This is a genomic window from Paenibacillus radicis (ex Gao et al. 2016), assembly GCF_014641555.1.
Classification (GTDB): domain Bacteria; phylum Bacillota; class Bacilli; order Paenibacillales; family Paenibacillaceae; genus Pristimantibacillus; species Pristimantibacillus radicis.
This window is the reverse complement of the sequence record NZ_BMHY01000003.1, coordinates 541,864-560,004: the sequence shown is the minus strand read 5'-3', so window position 1 is coordinate 560,004 and position 18,141 is coordinate 541,864. Positions and strand designations below refer to the sequence as shown.

The window sequence follows — 18,141 nt, the reverse complement described above, 5'->3', positions numbered from 1 at the left end:
ACCTATGAAGGTGATACTGATCGATGATGAGCCGGTCATGCATTTAATCATGCGGAAAATGCTAGTTAAATATGCGGAGATTCAGGTGGCGGGAACGTTTGCAGATACCGGGGCCGCAACTGCATTTTTAGATGACAATACCGACGTTGAACTGGCTTTTGTGGATATATCCATGCCTGGCGGCAGCGGGCTAGAGCTCGCGAGCAAGCTGGATAAGGCAGGCTGCAAGACACAAATCGTATTTGTAACCTCTCATAAGGACTACGCTCTGGAAGCTTTCGAGTTGTCCGTTCTTGATTATCTGGTTAAGCCGGTTACTCAAGAGAGGCTGGAGCGAACGATTCATCGTGCGCTGGAGAGCAGGAAAACCGTGCAGCAGCTGAAGTCATCGGGTAATACGTCGGTAAACGTCAAACGGACAAGCATCTCCGCGCTGGGTGATTTTTTTATTCGCAGTGAAGCTGGGCGTGTGAAATGGATTTCGAGTAAAAGTGCTGAACTGTTTGCTTACCTGCTGTTGAACCGGGGCAGGCGGATTTCGCGTTCCCGGCTAGTGGCGGATATTTTTGCGGGCATGACAAGTATAAACGCGGAGAAATACCTGAACACGACCGTCTACCAGATGCGGAAGTCGCTGGAGCCGGTTGGCCTTCGGGAAGCGGTTCGCTCGGAGAATGACGGCTATGTGCTGGAGTTGGACGATGCCGTTATCGACTATGAGGAATTCGAACGTCAGGTGACCCGACTGGGCAAAATCGGAGCCGCGAACGTGGATGAGGCGCTGAATGTTGAACGGCTCTACACTGGTGATTTGTTCGGCAGCAAAGCTTATGTATGGGCCATCCATGAGACGGACCGTCTATCGGAGAGGTACGCTTCCTTCGTCAAAAGCTTGGCTGAAACGCTGCTCACTTTGCCGAACACAACAGCAGCTTCGAAGCTGCTGTTGAAGCTTCACGAGCGGAATCCGCTTGACGAATCGGTCGTCGGGCTTCTGATGAAGAAGTATGGGAGAGACGGCGATAAGAAAGGGCTGACAGCCCAGTATACGGATTATGTGAGGCTGCTAAAAAGAGAGCTCGGAATCCGCCCGTCGCAGGAGATGCTTCTGCTCTATGACTCGCTTGTCAGCGGTATATCTGACGGCGGCAGATAAGGGGAATGAAATCGTTATATAGTCGTGGGGCAGGTTCCAATGTCTTGTGAAGAAAGTATAGTCTTGGACCTGCAACAGCCAGCCATTAAAGTTGCAAATGTTTGAAGCAGCAGGAGATGGTGTTAAATCAATGTTACATAGGGTGTTTAGCGTTTGTATGCAATGGTCCAATCTCAATTAATACGACTAAAATCAGCACCTCTTGTTAATGCTAAACGCAGCATGATACACACACCTTGCAACAGCTTCACCCGCCCGCTTTAAAACCAGCACCGTTTGCACATTTTAACGTTTGACTGACTAATCAGTCCTTGAAATTACTGGAACCCGCTTTCTCATTCGCTAGCCCGTAAAAGTATGTGCTGTCTGCCGCCCCGGACGTTAACAAACATTTTGTCAACAAGCATGATGACGCAAGGTGGTTTTCATTTCGTTGTATTGTAAGCGCTTTCGACTTATCATAAAGCAAGAGCGACAAGGTCAAGGGTTTCCGGTCGCGGTCTATATATAGAGGGAGGTTCACATTAATGAGTCAAGTGAATCGTGAAAATACGGGCTCCCAAGGCGGAGCAAGAGTGGCCATTCAAACATTTGGACGGTTTCTGAGCGGTATGGTAATGCCGAATATCGGCGCATTTATTGCCTGGGGTTTAATAACCGCGTTGTTCATTCCTACAGGCTGGCTGCCGAACGAAAGCTTCGCATCGCTTGTTGGCCCAATGATTACGTATTTGCTGCCGCTGCTTATCGGCTTTACGGGCGGTAATATGGTACATGGCACACGCGGCGGGGTCGTTGGTGCTGTAGCAACGATGGGCGTTGTGGTAGGCTCCGACATTCCGATGTTCTTGGGCGCGATGTTGATGGGGCCGCTTGGCGGATGGTTAATTAAGAAGTTCGACAAATCGATTGAAGGTAAAATTCGTTCCGGCTTTGAGATGCTGGTGAATAACTTCTCGGCGGGCATTCTCGGCGGTGCGCTTGCCTTGCTGGCTTTCAAAGGAATTGGACCTGTTATCGAAGCCATCAGCAAAGTGCTGGCGAACGGCGTCGAATTCCTCGTGAATCATAATTTGATTCCGCTGGCTAACATACTTATTGAGCCGGCCAAAGTATTGTTCTTGAACAATGCGATCAATCACGGCGTGCTTGGACCGATCGCAATGGATCAGGCTGTCAAAACCGGACAATCGCTTATTTTCATGCTGGAGTCGAATCCAGGCCCAGGCCTTGGCATCTTGCTTGCTTACTGGCTGTTTGGACGCGGCATGGCGAAGCAATCTGCGCCAGGTGCGGTTATCATCCACTTCCTGGGCGGTATTCATGAAATCTATTTCCCTTACATTCTGATGAAACCGGTCTTGCTGCTCGCAGCGATCGCCGGCGGTGTAGCCGGTACATTCACGTTCTCCATTCTGGGAGCGGGTCTTGTCGCAACGCCTTCACCGGGCAGTATTATTGCCTACATCGCCATGACGCCGAAGGGCGGCTTGCTGCCAATGCTGGCTGGCGTTGTTGTCGCTACCGTTGTTTCGTTCCTCGTCGCCGCTGCTTTCCTTAAGGGCAGCAAACAAACGGACGAGGAGGAAGATCTGGGAGCCGCAACTTCGAAAATGCAGCAAATGAAGGCGGAGGCAAAAGGAACCGCATCTTCGGCTTCCGCAGTTGAAGCGCCTCAAGCAGGTGCTGAGAAGGCTGTGGAGGATGTGAAGAAAATCGTATTCTCCTGTGACGCCGGTATGGGTTCCAGTGCGATGGGCGCTTCGATTCTTCGCAAGAAATTGCAAAAAGCAAACGTCGACGTTAAGGTCACCAATACGGCGATCAGCGAAATTCCGACGGATGCCGATATTGTTATTACCCATAAAACATTAACGGCAAGGGCAAAACTAAAAGCACCCGAAGCCGAGCACATTTCCATTGACGATTTTCTCAAGAGTGCCGAGTATGATCGCTTGGCAGAACGCTTGAGCAAAGATTAACGGAATGATCGTGGAGCGCTGACGTAATTTTCGTCGGCGTTTCCTCCATTTCCCGGGAAGGAGGAGAACGGTCTTGATTGTATCGAATCGGCAACGTCGGATTTTGGAAGTGCTGCTTCAGCGCAAGGAAGCTACCGCCAATGAGATTGCAGAAGAAGTGCAAATAAGCGCGCGAACCGTTCATCGGGATATTAGCGAGATGAAGGGTTTGCTGTCGGACTACGGACTCTTTCTGGCAACGAAGTCTGGGAAAGGCATTGCGATTCAGGGCTCAGACGATAATCTGGCCCAGTTTCATAAAGTGCTCGCCCACTTCGAGACGGTTACGTACGCTCCGGAAGAACGGAAAACGTTAATTTTATGCCGGCTGCTGGAAGCCTTTGAGCCAATCAAACTGTTCTCGCTCGCCTATGAAATGCGTGCCGCCATTCCGACCATTAGCCGTGATTTAGATGAAATCGATCCGCAGTTAAGCAAATATAAGCTCGAGCTTATTCGCAAAAGAGGATATGGGGTAGAAATTAAGGGGATGGAAGGGGCCAAGCGGGCCCTGATCGAATGGCTCGTCCGCGAGTATTTGGATGAATCCGATCTGTTCGATCCCGGTCCCATCTCTTCGAATCCATGGACGGTGTCCAGGCGGCTGCTGCATATGGTGGGAAAAGACCATTTTCTCTCTATTGAGCGGATGCTGTGGGAGCAAGAGGAGAAGTGGCCGCGCCGTCTGACGGAGAGCGCCTATATGCGCCTGCTGCTTAAGCTGTCTATTGCGGTTGCGCGCATGCGAAGCGGCCACTGGTTGTCCAGTCGGAAGCCCGGAAAGCAAGGACACGGAGGGACCGCGGATGCCGCGGATCTTCCGCCGCCTCATTTGCAGCCTTTCATTGATGCATTTCCATGGGAGTGGCCAGCCGCCGAGCTAGAAGCGATGCAAGAGCTGTTCGTCCATGCGATGGCCGAAGCTGTTAAGCAGGAGGAGAATCTTCTTCACCGGAATGGAGCTGCCGCAGCAGATGCAGCCGACCGGCTCATTCAAGCGATTGGCAGGAAGCTGAATATGCCCTTCGATCAGGATCAATCTTTGCTCGAAGGCTTGGTCAATCATCTGGCTCCGGCCATGGACCGTCTAAGCCGGGGAGAGGCGATTCGCAATCCGCTGCTCGCGCAGATCCGCAAAGATTTCGCTGTATTGTTCGCAGCCATTCGTGCAGCTGTAGATGAGCTGCCTGTTGCCGATTTGGTGCCTGATGAGGAAATCGGCTATCTGGCGATGCATTTTGGCGCTTCGATGGAACGGTTGAATCAGCTAAAGCCGGTAAGGGCAATTATCGTCTGTACGAGCGGAATTGGATCTTCCAAGCTGCTTGCGGCACGGATTGCCAAGCAATTTCCGCGAATTGAATTAATCGGCAATTATTCATGGTATGAGGCTTCGAGAATTCCGCAGACGCAATACGATCTCATCGTCTCCACCGTCGATTTGCCCATTGATGCGGGACGTTACGTCAAGATTAGTCCCTTGTTGACGGCCGAGGAGACAGAAAAGCTGCGTGCATTTATGGGCAGTTTGTCCATAGATGAAGCGGCTTGGGGCGAGGAAGGCAAACGCGAGGACGCGGGCGGCTGGGAACGGATGAAGCAGATGAACGTTTATACGTCGGCGATTATTCAGGTGCTGGAGCCATTTGCCGTTCATCAGCTCCATGCCCCGCATGGGCCGCTTAGCGAAGTTGTTTCGGCCATGCTGGCTCCTCTCGCAGCGGATTTGGAGCTGGAGGGTACTACGGCAGTAGCAAAGCTGCTGCTGGAGCGGGAACAGGCGAGCAGCCAGGCGATAGCCGGTACGCAGCTTGCGTTGTTTCATACGCGAAGCGACCATATCAGAAAGCCCATTCTAAAGCTTTATCGTCTGGAAGAGCCGCTGTGGCTTGGCGAAGGCGGGGATTACGAAGTGCGCCGGATATTGCTGATGCTGGCACCCCTTCAACTGAGCCGCCCTGTACTTGAAATATTAAGTGAAATTAGCGTTCTATTGCTGCAGCCCGAATTCGAGGCCTTACTCGAAGATGGTGAAGCAGATGCCATTAAGCTGTACGTTTCCCAAGAGCTAGAAGCATATATTCAGTCCAAATGGAGAGGGAGAGACCTACATGAACATTCTAAATAGAGAGAAAGTAAAGCTGAACGTGAAAGTTAACGATAAATTTGAGGCCATTCGTATGGCTGGCCAATTGCTTGTTGAAGCCGGGCATGTTGAACCAACCTACGTGGATAAAATGCTGGAGCGCGAGCAGTTGTCTTCCACGTATTTGGGGGCGGGGCTCGCTATGCCGCATGGTACGAATGATTCCAAGCCTTTTATCAAATCGACAGGCATGTCCATCCTTGTCATTCCGGACGGCGTTGACTTCGGCGGCGAGACAGCTAATTTGGTCATCGGGCTTGCCGCTGTTGGCGATGAGCACATGGAAGTGCTCTCCAGCGTTGCCGTGCTTGTCTCCGAGGAAGAGGATATGGCTCGTATTCTGCAGGCGCAAACCGAAGAGGAGCTGATCGCGATTTTCGAAGAGGGGATGGACCTATGATCGCCGTCCATTTTGGAGCAGGGAATATCGGTCTTGGCTTTATCGGCTTGCTGCTGTCGGAGTCGGGATACGATGTTAAGTTCGTTGATGTGAATGAAGAGCGGGTCGCGCTTATTAACGAACGGGGGGAATATAAGGTTACGCTGGCGAATGAGGCCGGAGAAGATTTCGTTGTAAAAGGCGTCTCCGCAATTAACGGCCGCGATGAAGAACAGGTGGCTAAGGCGATAGCTGAAGCGGATATCGTGACTACGGCTGTTGGCGTAGGTGCACTTCCTTATTTGGCCGGAAGCATAGCGAAGGGAATTGAGCTTCGTCTTCAAGCTGGAGCGAAGCCGATTCCGTTCATCGCCTGCGAGAATGCAATCGGCGGAAGCACGATGCTCAAAGGTCATGTGCTGGGCAAGCTATCCCCTGAATTACGAGAACGTGCAGAATCCGTTGCGTCCTTCCCGGACGCGGCAGTCGACCGGATCGTTCCGCTCCAGCAGCATGAAGATCCGCTGCAAGTGACAGTGGAGCCGTTCTGCGAATGGGTGATCGACCGCTCGGCGCTTCCGGCGGATTTTCCGACTATGCAGCATGTGAAGTATGTCGATAAGCTAGGTCCTTATATCGAACGCAAGCTGTTTACGGTTAATACCGGACATTGCAGCGCTGCATATCTTGGTTACTTGCAAGGTTATGAGACGATTCAAGAGGCGATGCAAGATGAAGGAATCACAGCTGTGCTTGGTGAAGTGTTAGGAGAGACGGGACAAGTGCTTGTTCGCACACATGGCTTCGATGAAGCGGAACATGGACGCTATGTTGAGATTATTATGGATCGTTTCCGCAACCCTTACTTGACGGATGAAGTGGTGCGCGTTGGCCGTTCTCCAATTCGCAAGCTGTCGGCTAATGACCGGCTCGTTCGTCCGCTCTTGCTCGCCTATGAACTTGGCATTGATACGCCGGGATTGATCAAGGCTATCGCAGCCGCGCTATCCTTCAATTTTGCAGAAGATGCTGAGGCCGTGGAAGTTCAACACGGCTTAACGGAGAATGGAATCGGGAAGACGATTACTCACTATACAGGTATTGGAGAGGAGCATCCGCTTCATCCAGCCATCGTCCGCCAATACGAAACGCTTCATCAAAGGCAGGAGGCATAAGCGATGACACAACCACAACTTCAAGGTATTGCGGCTTCGCCGGGAATTGCGATCGCAAGAGCCATTAGAATAGATCTGGAAGAATATATTCCTGAGAAAACAACGGTTCAGGATCCGAAGCAGGAGGTTGCACGCTTCCGTCAAGCTGTAGAAGCAGCCGGAGAGCAAATCGAGGGCATTCGCGAGGCGACGGAACAGAAGCTTGGTGCAGAAAAAGCTGAAATTTTCGAAGGCCATCTGCTGCTGCTTGAAGACCCGGAATTAATCGATGTTGTCGTTGAAAATATCGAGAACGACGCGGTTAATGCTGAATATGCGCTATACGAAGTATCCCAGTCATTCATTGAGATGCTAAGCCAGCTGGATGATGAGATGCTGAGAGAGCGCGCGGTCGATATCCGCGATGTACGCGGACGGGTTCTGAACCTGCTGCGTGGCGTTGGCGGCAGTGATCACACGCAGCTTCAAGAGGAATGCATTATCATCGCCCGCGATTTGACGCCTTCGGATACTGCTCAATTGAATCTGGAAGCGGTGCGCGGCTTTGTCACGGAGATTGGCAGCCGGACTTCGCATTCCGCTATCATGGCTAGGTCACTCGACATTCCGGCAATTGTAGGAGCTGGCGCGGCTATTCAAGAAATCCAGAACGGCGATTTGATTGTAATGGACGCGGTGGAAGGCCAAGTGTGGATTAATCCGGATTCCAGCTCGCTGGAGCAGTTCCGGGTAAACAAAGCCCGTTACGATCAGCGGAAGGCTGAGCTAGCGGTTTGGGTCGACAAGCCTTCGCTTGCGAAGGATGGGCACCGGATCGAGCTTGCTGCCAACATCGGCAAGCTGGATGATGTGCAGAAAGCTCTAGATAACGGTGCCGAGGGAATTGGCCTCTTCCGTACCGAGTTTCTGTACATGGGACGCCAAGAGCTGCCTTCGGAGGAAGAGCAGTTCCAGAGCTATAAATATGTACTCGAAAAAATGGCTGGAAAGCCAGTCGTTATCCGTACGCTCGATATCGGCGGGGACAAAGAGCTCCCTTATATGGATTTGCCGAAGGAAAGCAATCCGTTTCTCGGTCAGCGGGCGCTGCGTCTCTGTCTGGAGCGCGATGACCTGTTCCGTACGCAGCTTCGGGCTTTGCTCCGGGCTAGCCAATATGGCAATCTGAAGATCATGTTCCCGATGATTGCCGTTCGCGACGAGCTTTTTGAGGCGAAGCGTATTTTGAAAGAAGAGAAGCAGCTGCTAATCGAAGCTGGCGTTGCAGTCAGTGAGAGCATCGAGATTGGAATGATGATCGAGATTCCTTCTGCGGCAATCTCTGCGGATCTGTTCGCGCCGCATGTCGACTTTTTCAGCATCGGTACAAATGACTTGATTCAATATACGATGGCGGCGGACCGGATGAATGAGACGGTTTCGTATCTCTATCAGCCTAGCCACCCATCCATCCTCCGTCTAATCCGTCTTGTTATCGAAGCGGCCCGGCAGGAAGGGAAATGGGTAGGATTATGCGGTGAAATGGCAGGCGATCTGGCATCGGTTCCGCTGCTGCTTGGACTTGGTCTCCATGAATTCAGCATGAGCGCCGGTTCTTTGCTTCAAACGAGAGAATTGATTGCAGGGTTGAACTATGCGCAGTGGCAGGAGCATGCCAAACAGGCTTTGACCCTTGGAAGCCAGCAGGAAGTACAGGCTTTCGTTCAGGAAATACAGAAAGGAGAGAATGAATAATGATCACAAATTCATATACAGTACTCAATCCAACGGGGCTTCATGTTCGCCCGATCAAAACAATCGTGCAGGCGGCAAGCGAATTTCCGTGCAAAATTACCGTTCTCAGCAATGGGAAGAAAGCGAACGGAAAAAGCTCGCTCAGCATGCTGACACTCGGCATTAAGATGAATGATGAAGTGACGCTTGAGATCGACGGAGAGCGTGAGGAAGAAGCGCTGCAGGCGATTGGCGCGCTGCTCGTTCAAATTCACGAATAAGATTAAGCAACTGAGAGCGGCCGCCTTCCTAGGGCGGTCGTTTTTTTGTGGGCAGGGTTACGTCACATGCTAATCTCATACCTTTCACTGCTCAAAGCCGTTTGCGCAATAATAGGCATGGTTCCCGTAACAACACGCCTTAATTGCATTCCATAAATCGGTTATTATGGACGCTGAATCCATGTTGCAATAGAGGGGGATATATATGCATATGCGAAGCAGAGTATTGCCGATTTTATGCGGACTTATGGTAGTCTTCCTGCTGGCCGGCTGTACGGGGAAATCGAAGCAAGAGGCCGTCAATGGAGCGGTTAAAGTCATGTATCTTTATCAAGAATCCTTTTTTAGAGATTACGGTGACATGTTTACATCCAAATACCCGGATGTCACGCTTACGGTTGCGGAGACGAATAGTCTTTTCAATGAAGCAGACGACCGCGAGCAGAAGCTGCGGGAATGGATCGATAAGGAGCAGCCTGACATTCTTGAATTGACCCAGGATGACTACGAGAGGCTTGCTGGAGAAGGCGTGCTTCTCGATCTGGAGCCATTAATCCAGAAGGATAAATATCCGATGGATTCTTTTCTGCCCGGCATTATTGAATTGTTGAAAGCGAAAGGGAGCGGGCGCATTTACGGTTTGCCGCCGAGCTTTATGGCTGCCGCGTTATTTTATAATCAGGATCTGTTTGATCAGCAGGGCATATCGTATCCGACGGACCAGATGGGCTGGCAGGAAGTGCTGACGCTGGCCGAGAGGTTTGGAGACGGCACATCTCCATCCTCCGAGTCCAAAGTGTATGGTTTTGCTTTAATGCCGTGGGAATCGTCGCCTGTTAGCTTGATGTACAAAATCGGCCGTGCCAGTCAGTTGAGTGATGTGAATGCGCAGACGATGCGGGTTCAGATTGACAGCGAAGGTTGGAAACAGGCAGCAGGCCAAGCTTTAGCTGTTTTTCGTTCAGGCAGTATCCAGCAAATTGAAATGAAGGAGATGACGGAAGATTTGTGGAAAAAACAGCCGTTTCTCGAAGGGAAGGCGGCGATGACGCTGGCTCCATTCTCCTTTATCTATGAAGTGGACGAGGCGTTTAAGAAGAAGGGCATGCAGTGGTCGATGGTGACGGAACCGGTCGATCCGAAAAATCCGGCATATGCCAGCTCGCTGTACGTGGGTTCTATCTATGCTGTCAATGCGAAATCGGCGAATATCCAAGCGGCGTGGAAATTGATCAGCTACATGAACAGTGACGAAGTGGCGAAGATCAAGTCTCGAAGCTCGTTCAACCTGCTTTCACGCAAAGGGCATATGACGGAGTTAAATGGCCATTCGCTTGATCTGTTTTACAAGCTTGATTTTAACGCCAACAATAGAATGATATCAGGCAAAATTCCGACCCAATTTTATAATGACTTTTATGCCGTGATGAATAACAAGCTTCAGAAGGTTTCATCCTCGGAGCTTACGCTTGACCAAGCGTTTCAGGAAGCGCAGCAAGAGGGGCAGAATGCGCTAAATTCAGCGCTGGCAGCTTCGCGCAGCGGGGAAGGGCAGTAGTTATCATTCGAAAAAAGGGACCTCAAACTCCGCATTTCAGTGGAATTTGAGGTCCTCTTTTGCGTAAACGGGTGCAGCCCCTTAGTACTTGTTTGCTTTGATGGCTTTAGAACGTGCTAAATGAGACGCCCGAAGCTGTAATGAACGGGGAGCTGAATGTGACCTTGTAGGTGCCGTAAGGCTGGCTTGTCGCAATCGGATAATAGCCGGTAATCGTCTGGCCTGCGCCAACGGAGAACGAAGTACTGCCGACGTATTGATCGCCCGAGCTTGTGACGCGGTAAAGCGTCAGGTACATCGTTGTGCTGTAAGTAGCGTGCGTGTTTTTGAACGTGCCGCCTACCTGGATATTGCCGTAGGCCGTTCCTGTGTAGCTGTCGGAGTAGCCTGGCGTGCTGGCCCATACCGTAGAGCTGGCCGTTTGCCCTGTACTGTTGCGGGCGACAATTTTCACCTCGATAGAAGTGCTTGGGGTGGCCGAAAGCGTATAGCTCGTACCGGATGTAGTCGTTACATAAGTATTGCTTTTATAAATATCATAGTTGACGGCATTGGCTGCGCTCCAAGACAAGCTGATGGAAGAGTGTGTAGTCGTATAAGAGATGACCGGGGCGGTAGGATCTAGCGAGTTTAAAGAGATGGCTGTTGCTTGGGCACTTGTTGCTGCATGGGCGGCAAAGGCGGGAATAACGAGAAGGAATACCAAAACGAATACTGACATTTTTTTAATGAAACGAGCTTGCATGAAATCCACATCCTTTTTCAATAGTTTTTTTTAATCGAAATACGATGCCCTCCAACCGTTAGTACGTCCGGACGCCCCCTCCCTAAATAAATGTAAATTTATGGTTCGCGTTAGTAGTCTATCACCGGGACTGGACAAGCAACAATCGATTTACTCAAAGAGGATAATAAGATACTGGAAAATTGTATAATGTCTGGGTAATATTGCGGTGAAAATGGGATGAGATGCAAGTGCGGCTGTTACGGATGTGTATGTCAGGTTAGTTGACACAAAACTTTATTTTTAATAAAATACGGTCATAACCTTTAACCGATCATAAATAAAAGCGATTGTCATCTATACGAAAACCTTATTTTTATATACGAGCATCTAGGAGGGGGAAATGAATTGAACATCATTGCACTGAAGCATTTTTCATTTGACGATGAGAGTGCCATAGCGTCCTGGGCTAATCAGCAGGGCTACCATATGCGCGTGCTCGATCCTTCCGAAGTTGAGGAATATCCGGTGCAGGCCTCTTACGATATGCTTCTTATACTAGGCGGTCCTATGAGTGTCTATCAGGAGGATAAGTATCCGTGGCTTGCGGCCGAGAAGCGTTTCATTCGGGCCGGTATTGATGCCGGCAAATCCGTTCTCGGCATTTGTCTTGGCGCCCAACTATTGTCCGAAGTGTTAGGCGGCACCGTATCCCGTGGTCAGCAGAAGGAGATCGGCTGGCAAGAGGTTCGGCGAACGGAGGAGCTGCATCCTGCTTTTGAAGGGATGCCGTCATCCTTTATCAGCTTTCAGTGGCACGGCGATACGTTCACGTTGCCGGACGGAGCGAAGCGGCTTGCCTATTCCGAGGCTTGCGGCGAACAGGCATTTGCTTACGGCGAGTCGGTCGTTGGGCTGCAATTCCATCTGGAGGCGACGCCGCCTTGTATCGCAACGATGCTCGACGTTTGGTCGCATGAGCTCGTAGATGCACCGTACATTCAACCGGCTGCTGTCATAGCCGCACAGGCGGAGCGCAGCGCTGTCTCACATGCCATGCTAACAGGCATTCTAGAACGTATGGCAGCACAGGTGAAACAGGCGATTGGATAGCAGGAGTAAGAGTATCCTTCCATTAGCCGCATCAAACCGATATGAAAGTCGGTCTTGATGCGGCTTTTTACGTCTGTGTCCCCGTACCACCCATATGTCAGATTAGCTCCACTATGCCAGCCTCCCCCGTGCCAAATGTGAAACAAAATGCAAAAATGCATGCTGATGAGCCTCAAAAAGACTAAAAAAGCGTTCGAAATGCAAAAGTGCATTTGAAATCGCTCCATTCAACTCGAATGAGGCTTTTTAGAGCAATCAAACTGCATATTTACATTTTGATGCGATAAATCGTCGAAAAATCGGCTTCCAACCTGTACTTTTACATTTTGATCGGTTCCAGCCTGCACTACGAGATGCGGAGGGGGCAGATGATAGCGGAACGAAGAGCTACAACAGTGTTATTTGCAGGCATGGGATGAGCGGAGCGTTTTGAGTTCAGGATGATTTTTTGAAGATTCTATCCATTATTCAGCGTGAAAGCGATGAAGACAGTGGAATCAAGAATAGCAGCATGAACCAAAACGCGCAGCGAGTCCGTTTTTAGTATGTAAAGTTTAAAACGCACCCAACAGGGTGCGTTTTTTTCATGCAGGTTAACTGAGTTACCTCGCTATAAGCACAATGAAGCAGCGTGATGCTCTAACTAACCACAATGACCAGCTTTACTGCGTAACAATGTTATGTTACATTGAATAGAGAGAGGGGCGTTACCATGGAAGAAGAACTCATCTCCAAGAAAGAGCTGCTTGATTTAACTGGCATCTCATATGGTCAGCTGTACCGCTGGAAACGCAAGCAGATCATTCCTGAAGAGTGGTTTATCCGAAAGTCAGCCTTTACGGGACAAGAAACTTTTTTTCCGAAGCAGCGAATGCTTGCCAGAATCGATAAAATCCTTCATATGAAAGACGGGTTGTCGCTGGATGAATTGGCAGAAATGTTCTCGCCGATCCCTTCGGGGCAGTCCATTCGTGTACTTGATATACTAGAACGAAACATTGTTTCGCGATCATCAGTCGAATTAGCAGCACCGTATGTCGGACAATCGGAGCTCTACAATTTTGAACAAACCTTATATCTCTACATTCTCGATCAGTGTCTGCTGTCGGGCGAGATGAGTTTGGAGGAGGGGCCGCAGCTTCTGCGCACGCTCATGGAGCACTATGGTAAGTACGAAGGGAAAAATTGCGACGTACTGATGATTCGGAAAATGGGGATGTCCGTAGTTATGATGCTGTCAGCAGGCAGTGAGGCTTTTTTCGAAAGCGGGGCAAAAATCATCTTTCGGGTTTCTGTAGCGAAATGCATAGAGGAATTGAAGCTGAAAATTTCCACCTTATAAAAGGAGGCAGAGGCGATGGTAGAGGAAACCGTACGTCACTTGTTGATATCAGGCATAGGCGCCCTTAAAGGCGGTATTTTTCAAGAGGCTAAAATCGAGGGTGTCGGGGACGTGGATGGCGACGTAGTCTGCACAAATTTTAAGCTGGACGGAAAAGTGAAGGTGGATGGAAGCGTCAGTGCCCAAAAGGTGGAAATGAACGGGGTTGCGTTCATAACGGGCAGCCTGCGTTCCGACTCCATGTCCGTTCAAGGCAAATTAGAAGTGAAGGGCGATCTGATCGGAGAAGACTTGCAGTTAAACGCCAAGTTGATCGTAAAAGGCAGATGTGAAACTGAAAGTCTCCGTGCAAACGGCAGTTTGCGAATGGGCATGCTGAATGCAGGCAGCGTTCATATAGAATTGAATGGAACGAGTCATATAGCGGAAATCGGCGGCGGACATATTCATATTCAAAAACAGTCTGCCGTATCTTTGAATAAATGGCTAAAGGCGCCTGAGATTCCTCCTGTCAGCAAGCTGACTGCACAAATGATAGAGGGAGACGACATCTACCTGGAATACACGACTGCAGCGGTCGTCAGGGGGACGAATATCATAATCGGGCCGGGCTGTAAGATTGGTCTGGTGGAATACAAAGCGAAGTTTGATCAAGACAAGAAGGCTAAGGTTGAACGGGCTGAACGTATATAAAGGAAAGAGAGGAGGCAGGTATGATGGGAATAACCGGAATCGAGTCTTTTAAAGGAGACCTGAAGATTACAGGCCAATCTTCGGCTCCAGGCGGCCGCTATGAACGAGTCAAAATTATGGGGGACGGTGTCGTTAACGGAGACGTTGATTGCAGCCGGCTAAAATGTATAGGAACCCTCGTCTTGAACGGCAGCCTGTCATCGGAGCATATCAGTATGATCGGAACCGGCTCGTTCTCGGGAGACGTTCAGGCGGGGCAGGTGAAGTTAACAGGAACAGCTGCTATTGGCGGCGATGCCAGACTGAATGTGCTGCGCGGCTCGGGATCTGTGGAAACGAAGGGGAGTCTGCGCGGGGAACAGTTTAGGATAACCGGACAGATCCAGACTCAAGGAGATTGCGCAGCGGATGTATTCAACCTTCGAGGGATGTTCGAAATCGGCGGACTGCTAAATGCGGGTGAAATTGATATCCGGCTATACCAGGACTGCTGGGTTCAAGAAATCGGAGGGGAGCATATCTCCATTCGGAAAGCGAGCTTGCGAAATCCTCTTCAATATTTCTATTTCCGCCCTCAGCCGCATGCCTGTTTAACTGTAAATGTTATTGAAGGCGACGACATTTATATCGAGCATACCAAGGCGGCAGTCGTGCGGGGCAACCGGATCACAGTAGGTCCGGGCTGCGAGATTGGGCTTGTGGAATATAAGGAAAGCTTCGAGAAGAAGAAGAGTGCCCGTGTGTCGGAGTATCGCAAGTTATAAGCGGCGGATTGAATATCGCATAACAATTGACGAATAATGATAATGAATCAAACGAGCCGCAGCGGCTAAGCTGCAGGCTCGTTTTTAGGTTGTTTTAACGGCAGCAATCCACTATTCTTAGTGATGTACTCGGATTTAAGGGAAGTGTTATTTTCCTATAAAAATAACCGTCAATCCCTAGTGCGTTACTTAAACTGACGCATCTCTAACGATTTTTATTGACTAGCTGGTAATGGTTTGTTAATTTATTGGTAGATAGAAATCGATTATTAAATATTGATAATAAGGAGTGACTGAAATGGATAGAATCATGGCAGCCCGGGGCGGCGAGCTTCGTTGCAAGGGCTGGAGGCAAGAGGCGCTGCTGCGCATGCTTGAGAACGTTCTCGAAAATGGTGAAAATCAACAGGAGCTTACCGTTTACGCCGCGCTCGCGAAAGCGGCCCGCAATTGGGATTCTTATCATGCCATTGTCAGCACGCTTAAATCATTAGAAGAAGACGAGACGCTCGTCATTCAGTCGGGCAAGCCGATTGGTATTATGCGGACGCATAAATATGCCCCAATCGTCGTCATGGCGAACTGCAACATTGTAGGCAGATGGGCGACGAGCGACAACTTTTATAAATATCAAGAACAAGGCTTGATCGTCTGGGGCGGACTGACGGCTGCAGCTTGGCAGTACATTGGTTCGCAGGGCGTTATTCAAGGCACGTATGAGATTTTCCAATCGATTGCCCGTATGCATTTCGACGGCAGTCTGGCTGGGAAATTCATTCTGACCGCAGGTTTAGGCGGAATGGGCGGCGCACAGCCGCTTGCAGGAACGATGGCGGAAGCCGTTATTCTGTGCGTGGAAGTGTCCGAGGCCCGCATCGATAAACGCATCGAGGTTGGTTATTTGCAAAGGAAAACAGCGAGTCTGGACGAGGCGCTCGCATGGGTGGCAGAAGCGCAAGCCAAGAAGGAAAGCCTGTCTATAGGCCTGCTCGGCAATGCAGCCGATATATATCCGGAATTGGTACGTAGAGGCATTCAGCCGGATGTCGTGACGGATCAAACCTCCGCGCATGACTTGATGTATGGGTATATTCCGAACGGCTACAGTTTGGAGAAAGCGGCTGAGTTCCGTAAAACAGCACCGGAGCAGCTCCGTGCAGATGCAGGGGCCTCCATTGCCATTGAAGTGGAAGCGATGCTGGAATTCCAGCGCCGCGGCGCGATCGTCTTCGACAACGGCAACAACATCCGCTCGCAGGCGGTGCAATACGGTGTGGAGAATGCGTTTGACATCGCCGTATTTACGGAAGCGTTCCTTCGTCCGCTGTTCGCTCGCGCAATTGGCCCGTTCCGTTGGGTTGCGTTAAGCGGAGACGCTGAAGATATCCGCAAGATTGACCAATATATATTGAAAGAGTTTAGCGACAATGAGATCGCCGTCAATTGGATACGGCTGGCGAATAAGTACGTTCCGGTGGAAGGATTGCCGGCACGTATCGGCTGGTTCGGCCATGGCGACCGTACGAAGCTGGCGCTGGCAGTGAACGCCATGGTAGCAGCGGGTGAGCTTAGCGGCCCGATTGCCTTCTCCCGCGATCATCTGGATGCCGGCTCGATGGCTCATCCGAACATTATGACCGAGAATCTGCTGGACGGCAGCGATGCGATATCAGACTGGCCGCTGCTCAACGCGATGATTAATTGCTCTTCGATGGCTGATCTCGTTGCGATTCATTCCGGTGGCGGCGGGTACAGCGGCTATATGACGAGTGCCGGCGTTACACTGGTTGCCGACGGTACTTCGGATGCTGAGCTGAGATTGAAGACAACGCTTGATAACGATACAGGGCTTGGTGTGCTGCGCTACGCGGATGCAGGCTATGAAGAGTCCCTTGATGAGGTCAATAAAAAAGGAATTAGACGGATCGACACGAATCGAAAGGGGAATGCGTAATGCGTGAATTAACGATAAAGGATGTACAGGCAGCAGTAAGAGGAGGGGCGGTATTCGCTTCCGGCGGCGGCGGCTGGGTCGATCACGGCCTCGAAATCGGCGGAGCAGCGGTTGGCATTGGCCGGCCGAAGCTGGTATCGGTTGATGAGCTTCCAGATGATGCGATTATCGTAACTGCGACAGCCATTGGCGCGCCTGCAGGCAACGAGTGGGAAATGTGGGGCGTCGATTATATTAAAGCGGTACAGCTGCTGATGGACAATTTCGATGGCAAAGTCGTCGGCATTATGACGCCTCAGAACGGCATGTCCAGCACGATTAACGGCTGGCTGCCCGCAGCGGCGCTTGGTTTGGTCGTCGTTGATGCTACTGGCGATATTCGCGCGCATCCGACGGGCAAGATGGGCTCCATGGGGCTCGCTTCCCGTACAGACTACGAGACAATTCAAGTCGTCGTAGGCGGCAGAAGAGATACAGGCTCCTACTTGGAGCTCGTCGTGAAGGGCACGCCGGCCAAAACCTCCAACATTTTGCGGACGGCATCGGATATGTCGGGCGGCTTCATTGCTTCTGCACGTCATCCGATTCCCGCTTCTTATGTAAAGGAGCATGCGGCAATCGGGGGCATTACGCTGGCGCTTGAGCTGGGCTACGCCATGATTGAAGCGGAGGCACAAGGCGCTGAGGCGATTATGGATACGGTGTGTAAAAAGACGAACGGCCGCATCGTTGGACGCGGCAAAGTGCTGAAGAAGGACGTTCATTACTCCGGTGCCTTCGATATCGGCACGATTACGATGGAAGACGGACAGGGCGGGCAGTTGACGCTGCACGTCATGAATGAATATATGGCAGTAGACGACGCCGAGGGTAACCGCTTGACTACCTATCCGGATGTTATTACGACTTTCGAAGCGGCTACGGGGCTTCCGATCAGTGTAGGCGGCGTGCAAGAGGGGATGGAGCTGGCACTGTTTGCGATCGATAAGCAATTCGTGCCGCTGAGCTCCAGCGTGAAGGATCCGACTGTGTATCCGGAGGTAGAGAAAGCGCTAGGTATTCCACTTGCAGAATATGGCCTGAAGGGCATCTAATAAGTTAAAAGGGATAAGGGACAGAGTG

At 50.8% G+C, this 18,141-nt stretch carries 15 protein-coding genes; 14 read left to right on the top strand and 1 reads right to left on the bottom strand.

The annotated features are described in order from the left end of the window. Window positions 1-4: 4 nt before the first annotated feature. The 8 genes from IEX98_RS11080 to IEX98_RS11045 all read left to right on the top strand — a co-directional run bounded on the left by IEX98_RS11080 (window position 5) and on the right by IEX98_RS11045 (window position 10,429). Window positions 5-1,156, top strand: a complete 1,152-nt coding sequence (locus IEX98_RS11080; protein ID WP_188889170.1) for a response regulator — start codon at window positions 5-7, stop codon at window positions 1,154-1,156. A gap of 527 nt (window positions 1,157-1,683) precedes the next feature. Beyond that, entirely contained in the window at window positions 1,684-3,138 is a 1,455-nt protein-coding gene (locus IEX98_RS11075; RefSeq protein WP_188889168.1) for a PTS mannitol transporter subunit IICB, read from the top strand. 73 nt (window positions 3,139-3,211) lie between these two features. Beyond that, window positions 3,212-5,305, top strand: coding sequence for a BglG family transcription antiterminator (locus IEX98_RS11070; RefSeq protein WP_188889166.1), 2,094 nt, complete (start codon window positions 3,212-3,214; stop codon window positions 5,303-5,305). After that, a complete protein-coding gene (locus tag IEX98_RS11065; protein WP_188889164.1) occupies window positions 5,289-5,723 on the top strand; it encodes a PTS sugar transporter subunit IIA in 435 nt (144 codons plus the stop codon). The genes IEX98_RS11070 and IEX98_RS11065 overlap by 17 nt, the downstream gene beginning before the upstream one ends. Continuing rightward, the gene (locus tag IEX98_RS11060) at window positions 5,720-6,877 is read left to right on the top strand and encodes a mannitol-1-phosphate 5-dehydrogenase (protein WP_188889162.1); all 1,158 of its coding nucleotides are present in this window, start codon (window positions 5,720-5,722) and stop codon (window positions 6,875-6,877) included. The genes IEX98_RS11065 and IEX98_RS11060 overlap by 4 nt, the downstream gene beginning before the upstream one ends. 3 nt (window positions 6,878-6,880) lie before the next feature. Beyond that, on the top strand, window positions 6,881-8,611 hold the full coding sequence (gene ptsP, locus IEX98_RS11055; RefSeq protein ID WP_188889160.1) for a phosphoenolpyruvate--protein phosphotransferase: 1,731 nt from the start codon (window positions 6,881-6,883) through the stop codon (window positions 8,609-8,611). Beyond that, window positions 8,611-8,871, top strand: coding sequence for an HPr family phosphocarrier protein (locus tag IEX98_RS11050; RefSeq protein WP_188889158.1), 261 nt, complete (start codon window positions 8,611-8,613; stop codon window positions 8,869-8,871). Before ptsP ends, IEX98_RS11050 begins: the two co-directional genes overlap by 1 nt. 211 nt (window positions 8,872-9,082) lie before the next feature. Continuing rightward, on the top strand, window positions 9,083-10,429 hold the full coding sequence (locus tag IEX98_RS11045; RefSeq protein ID WP_188889156.1) for an ABC transporter substrate-binding protein: 1,347 nt from the start codon (window positions 9,083-9,085) through the stop codon (window positions 10,427-10,429). A gap of 106 nt (window positions 10,430-10,535) precedes the next feature. Here IEX98_RS11045 and IEX98_RS11040 read toward each other — a convergent pair whose 3' ends face one another. After that, on the bottom strand, window positions 10,536-11,174 hold the full coding sequence (locus IEX98_RS11040; RefSeq protein WP_188889154.1) for a hypothetical protein: 639 nt from the start codon (window positions 11,172-11,174) through the stop codon (window positions 10,536-10,538). 387 nt (window positions 11,175-11,561) lie between these two features. On the opposite strand from IEX98_RS11040, the gene IEX98_RS11035 reads away from it, so the two are divergent. From IEX98_RS11035 to IEX98_RS11010, 6 genes are all read left to right on the top strand, one after another. Then, complete coding sequence (locus IEX98_RS11035; RefSeq protein WP_188889152.1) at window positions 11,562-12,266, top strand: type 1 glutamine amidotransferase; 705 nt, start codon at window positions 11,562-11,564, stop codon at window positions 12,264-12,266. Window positions 12,267-12,978: 712 nt separating this feature from the next. Further along, on the top strand, window positions 12,979-13,608 hold the full coding sequence (locus IEX98_RS11030; protein WP_188889150.1) for a YhbD family protein: 630 nt from the start codon (window positions 12,979-12,981) through the stop codon (window positions 13,606-13,608). Window positions 13,609-13,623: 15 nt separating this feature from the next. Continuing rightward, complete coding sequence (locus IEX98_RS11025; RefSeq protein WP_188889148.1) at window positions 13,624-14,301, top strand: polymer-forming cytoskeletal protein; 678 nt, start codon at window positions 13,624-13,626, stop codon at window positions 14,299-14,301. A gap of 20 nt (window positions 14,302-14,321) precedes the next feature. Next, entirely contained in the window at window positions 14,322-15,065 is a 744-nt protein-coding gene (locus IEX98_RS11020; RefSeq protein ID WP_188889146.1) for a polymer-forming cytoskeletal protein, read from the top strand. Between the two features lie 298 nt (window positions 15,066-15,363). Next, complete coding sequence (locus tag IEX98_RS11015) at window positions 15,364-17,019, top strand: urocanate hydratase (RefSeq protein ID WP_188889144.1); 1,656 nt, start codon at window positions 15,364-15,366, stop codon at window positions 17,017-17,019. Beyond that, window positions 17,019-18,113, top strand: a complete 1,095-nt coding sequence (locus tag IEX98_RS11010; protein ID WP_188889142.1) for a DUF917 domain-containing protein — start codon at window positions 17,019-17,021, stop codon at window positions 18,111-18,113. Before IEX98_RS11015 ends, IEX98_RS11010 begins: the two co-directional genes overlap by 1 nt. Window positions 18,114-18,141 lie beyond the last annotated feature (28 nt).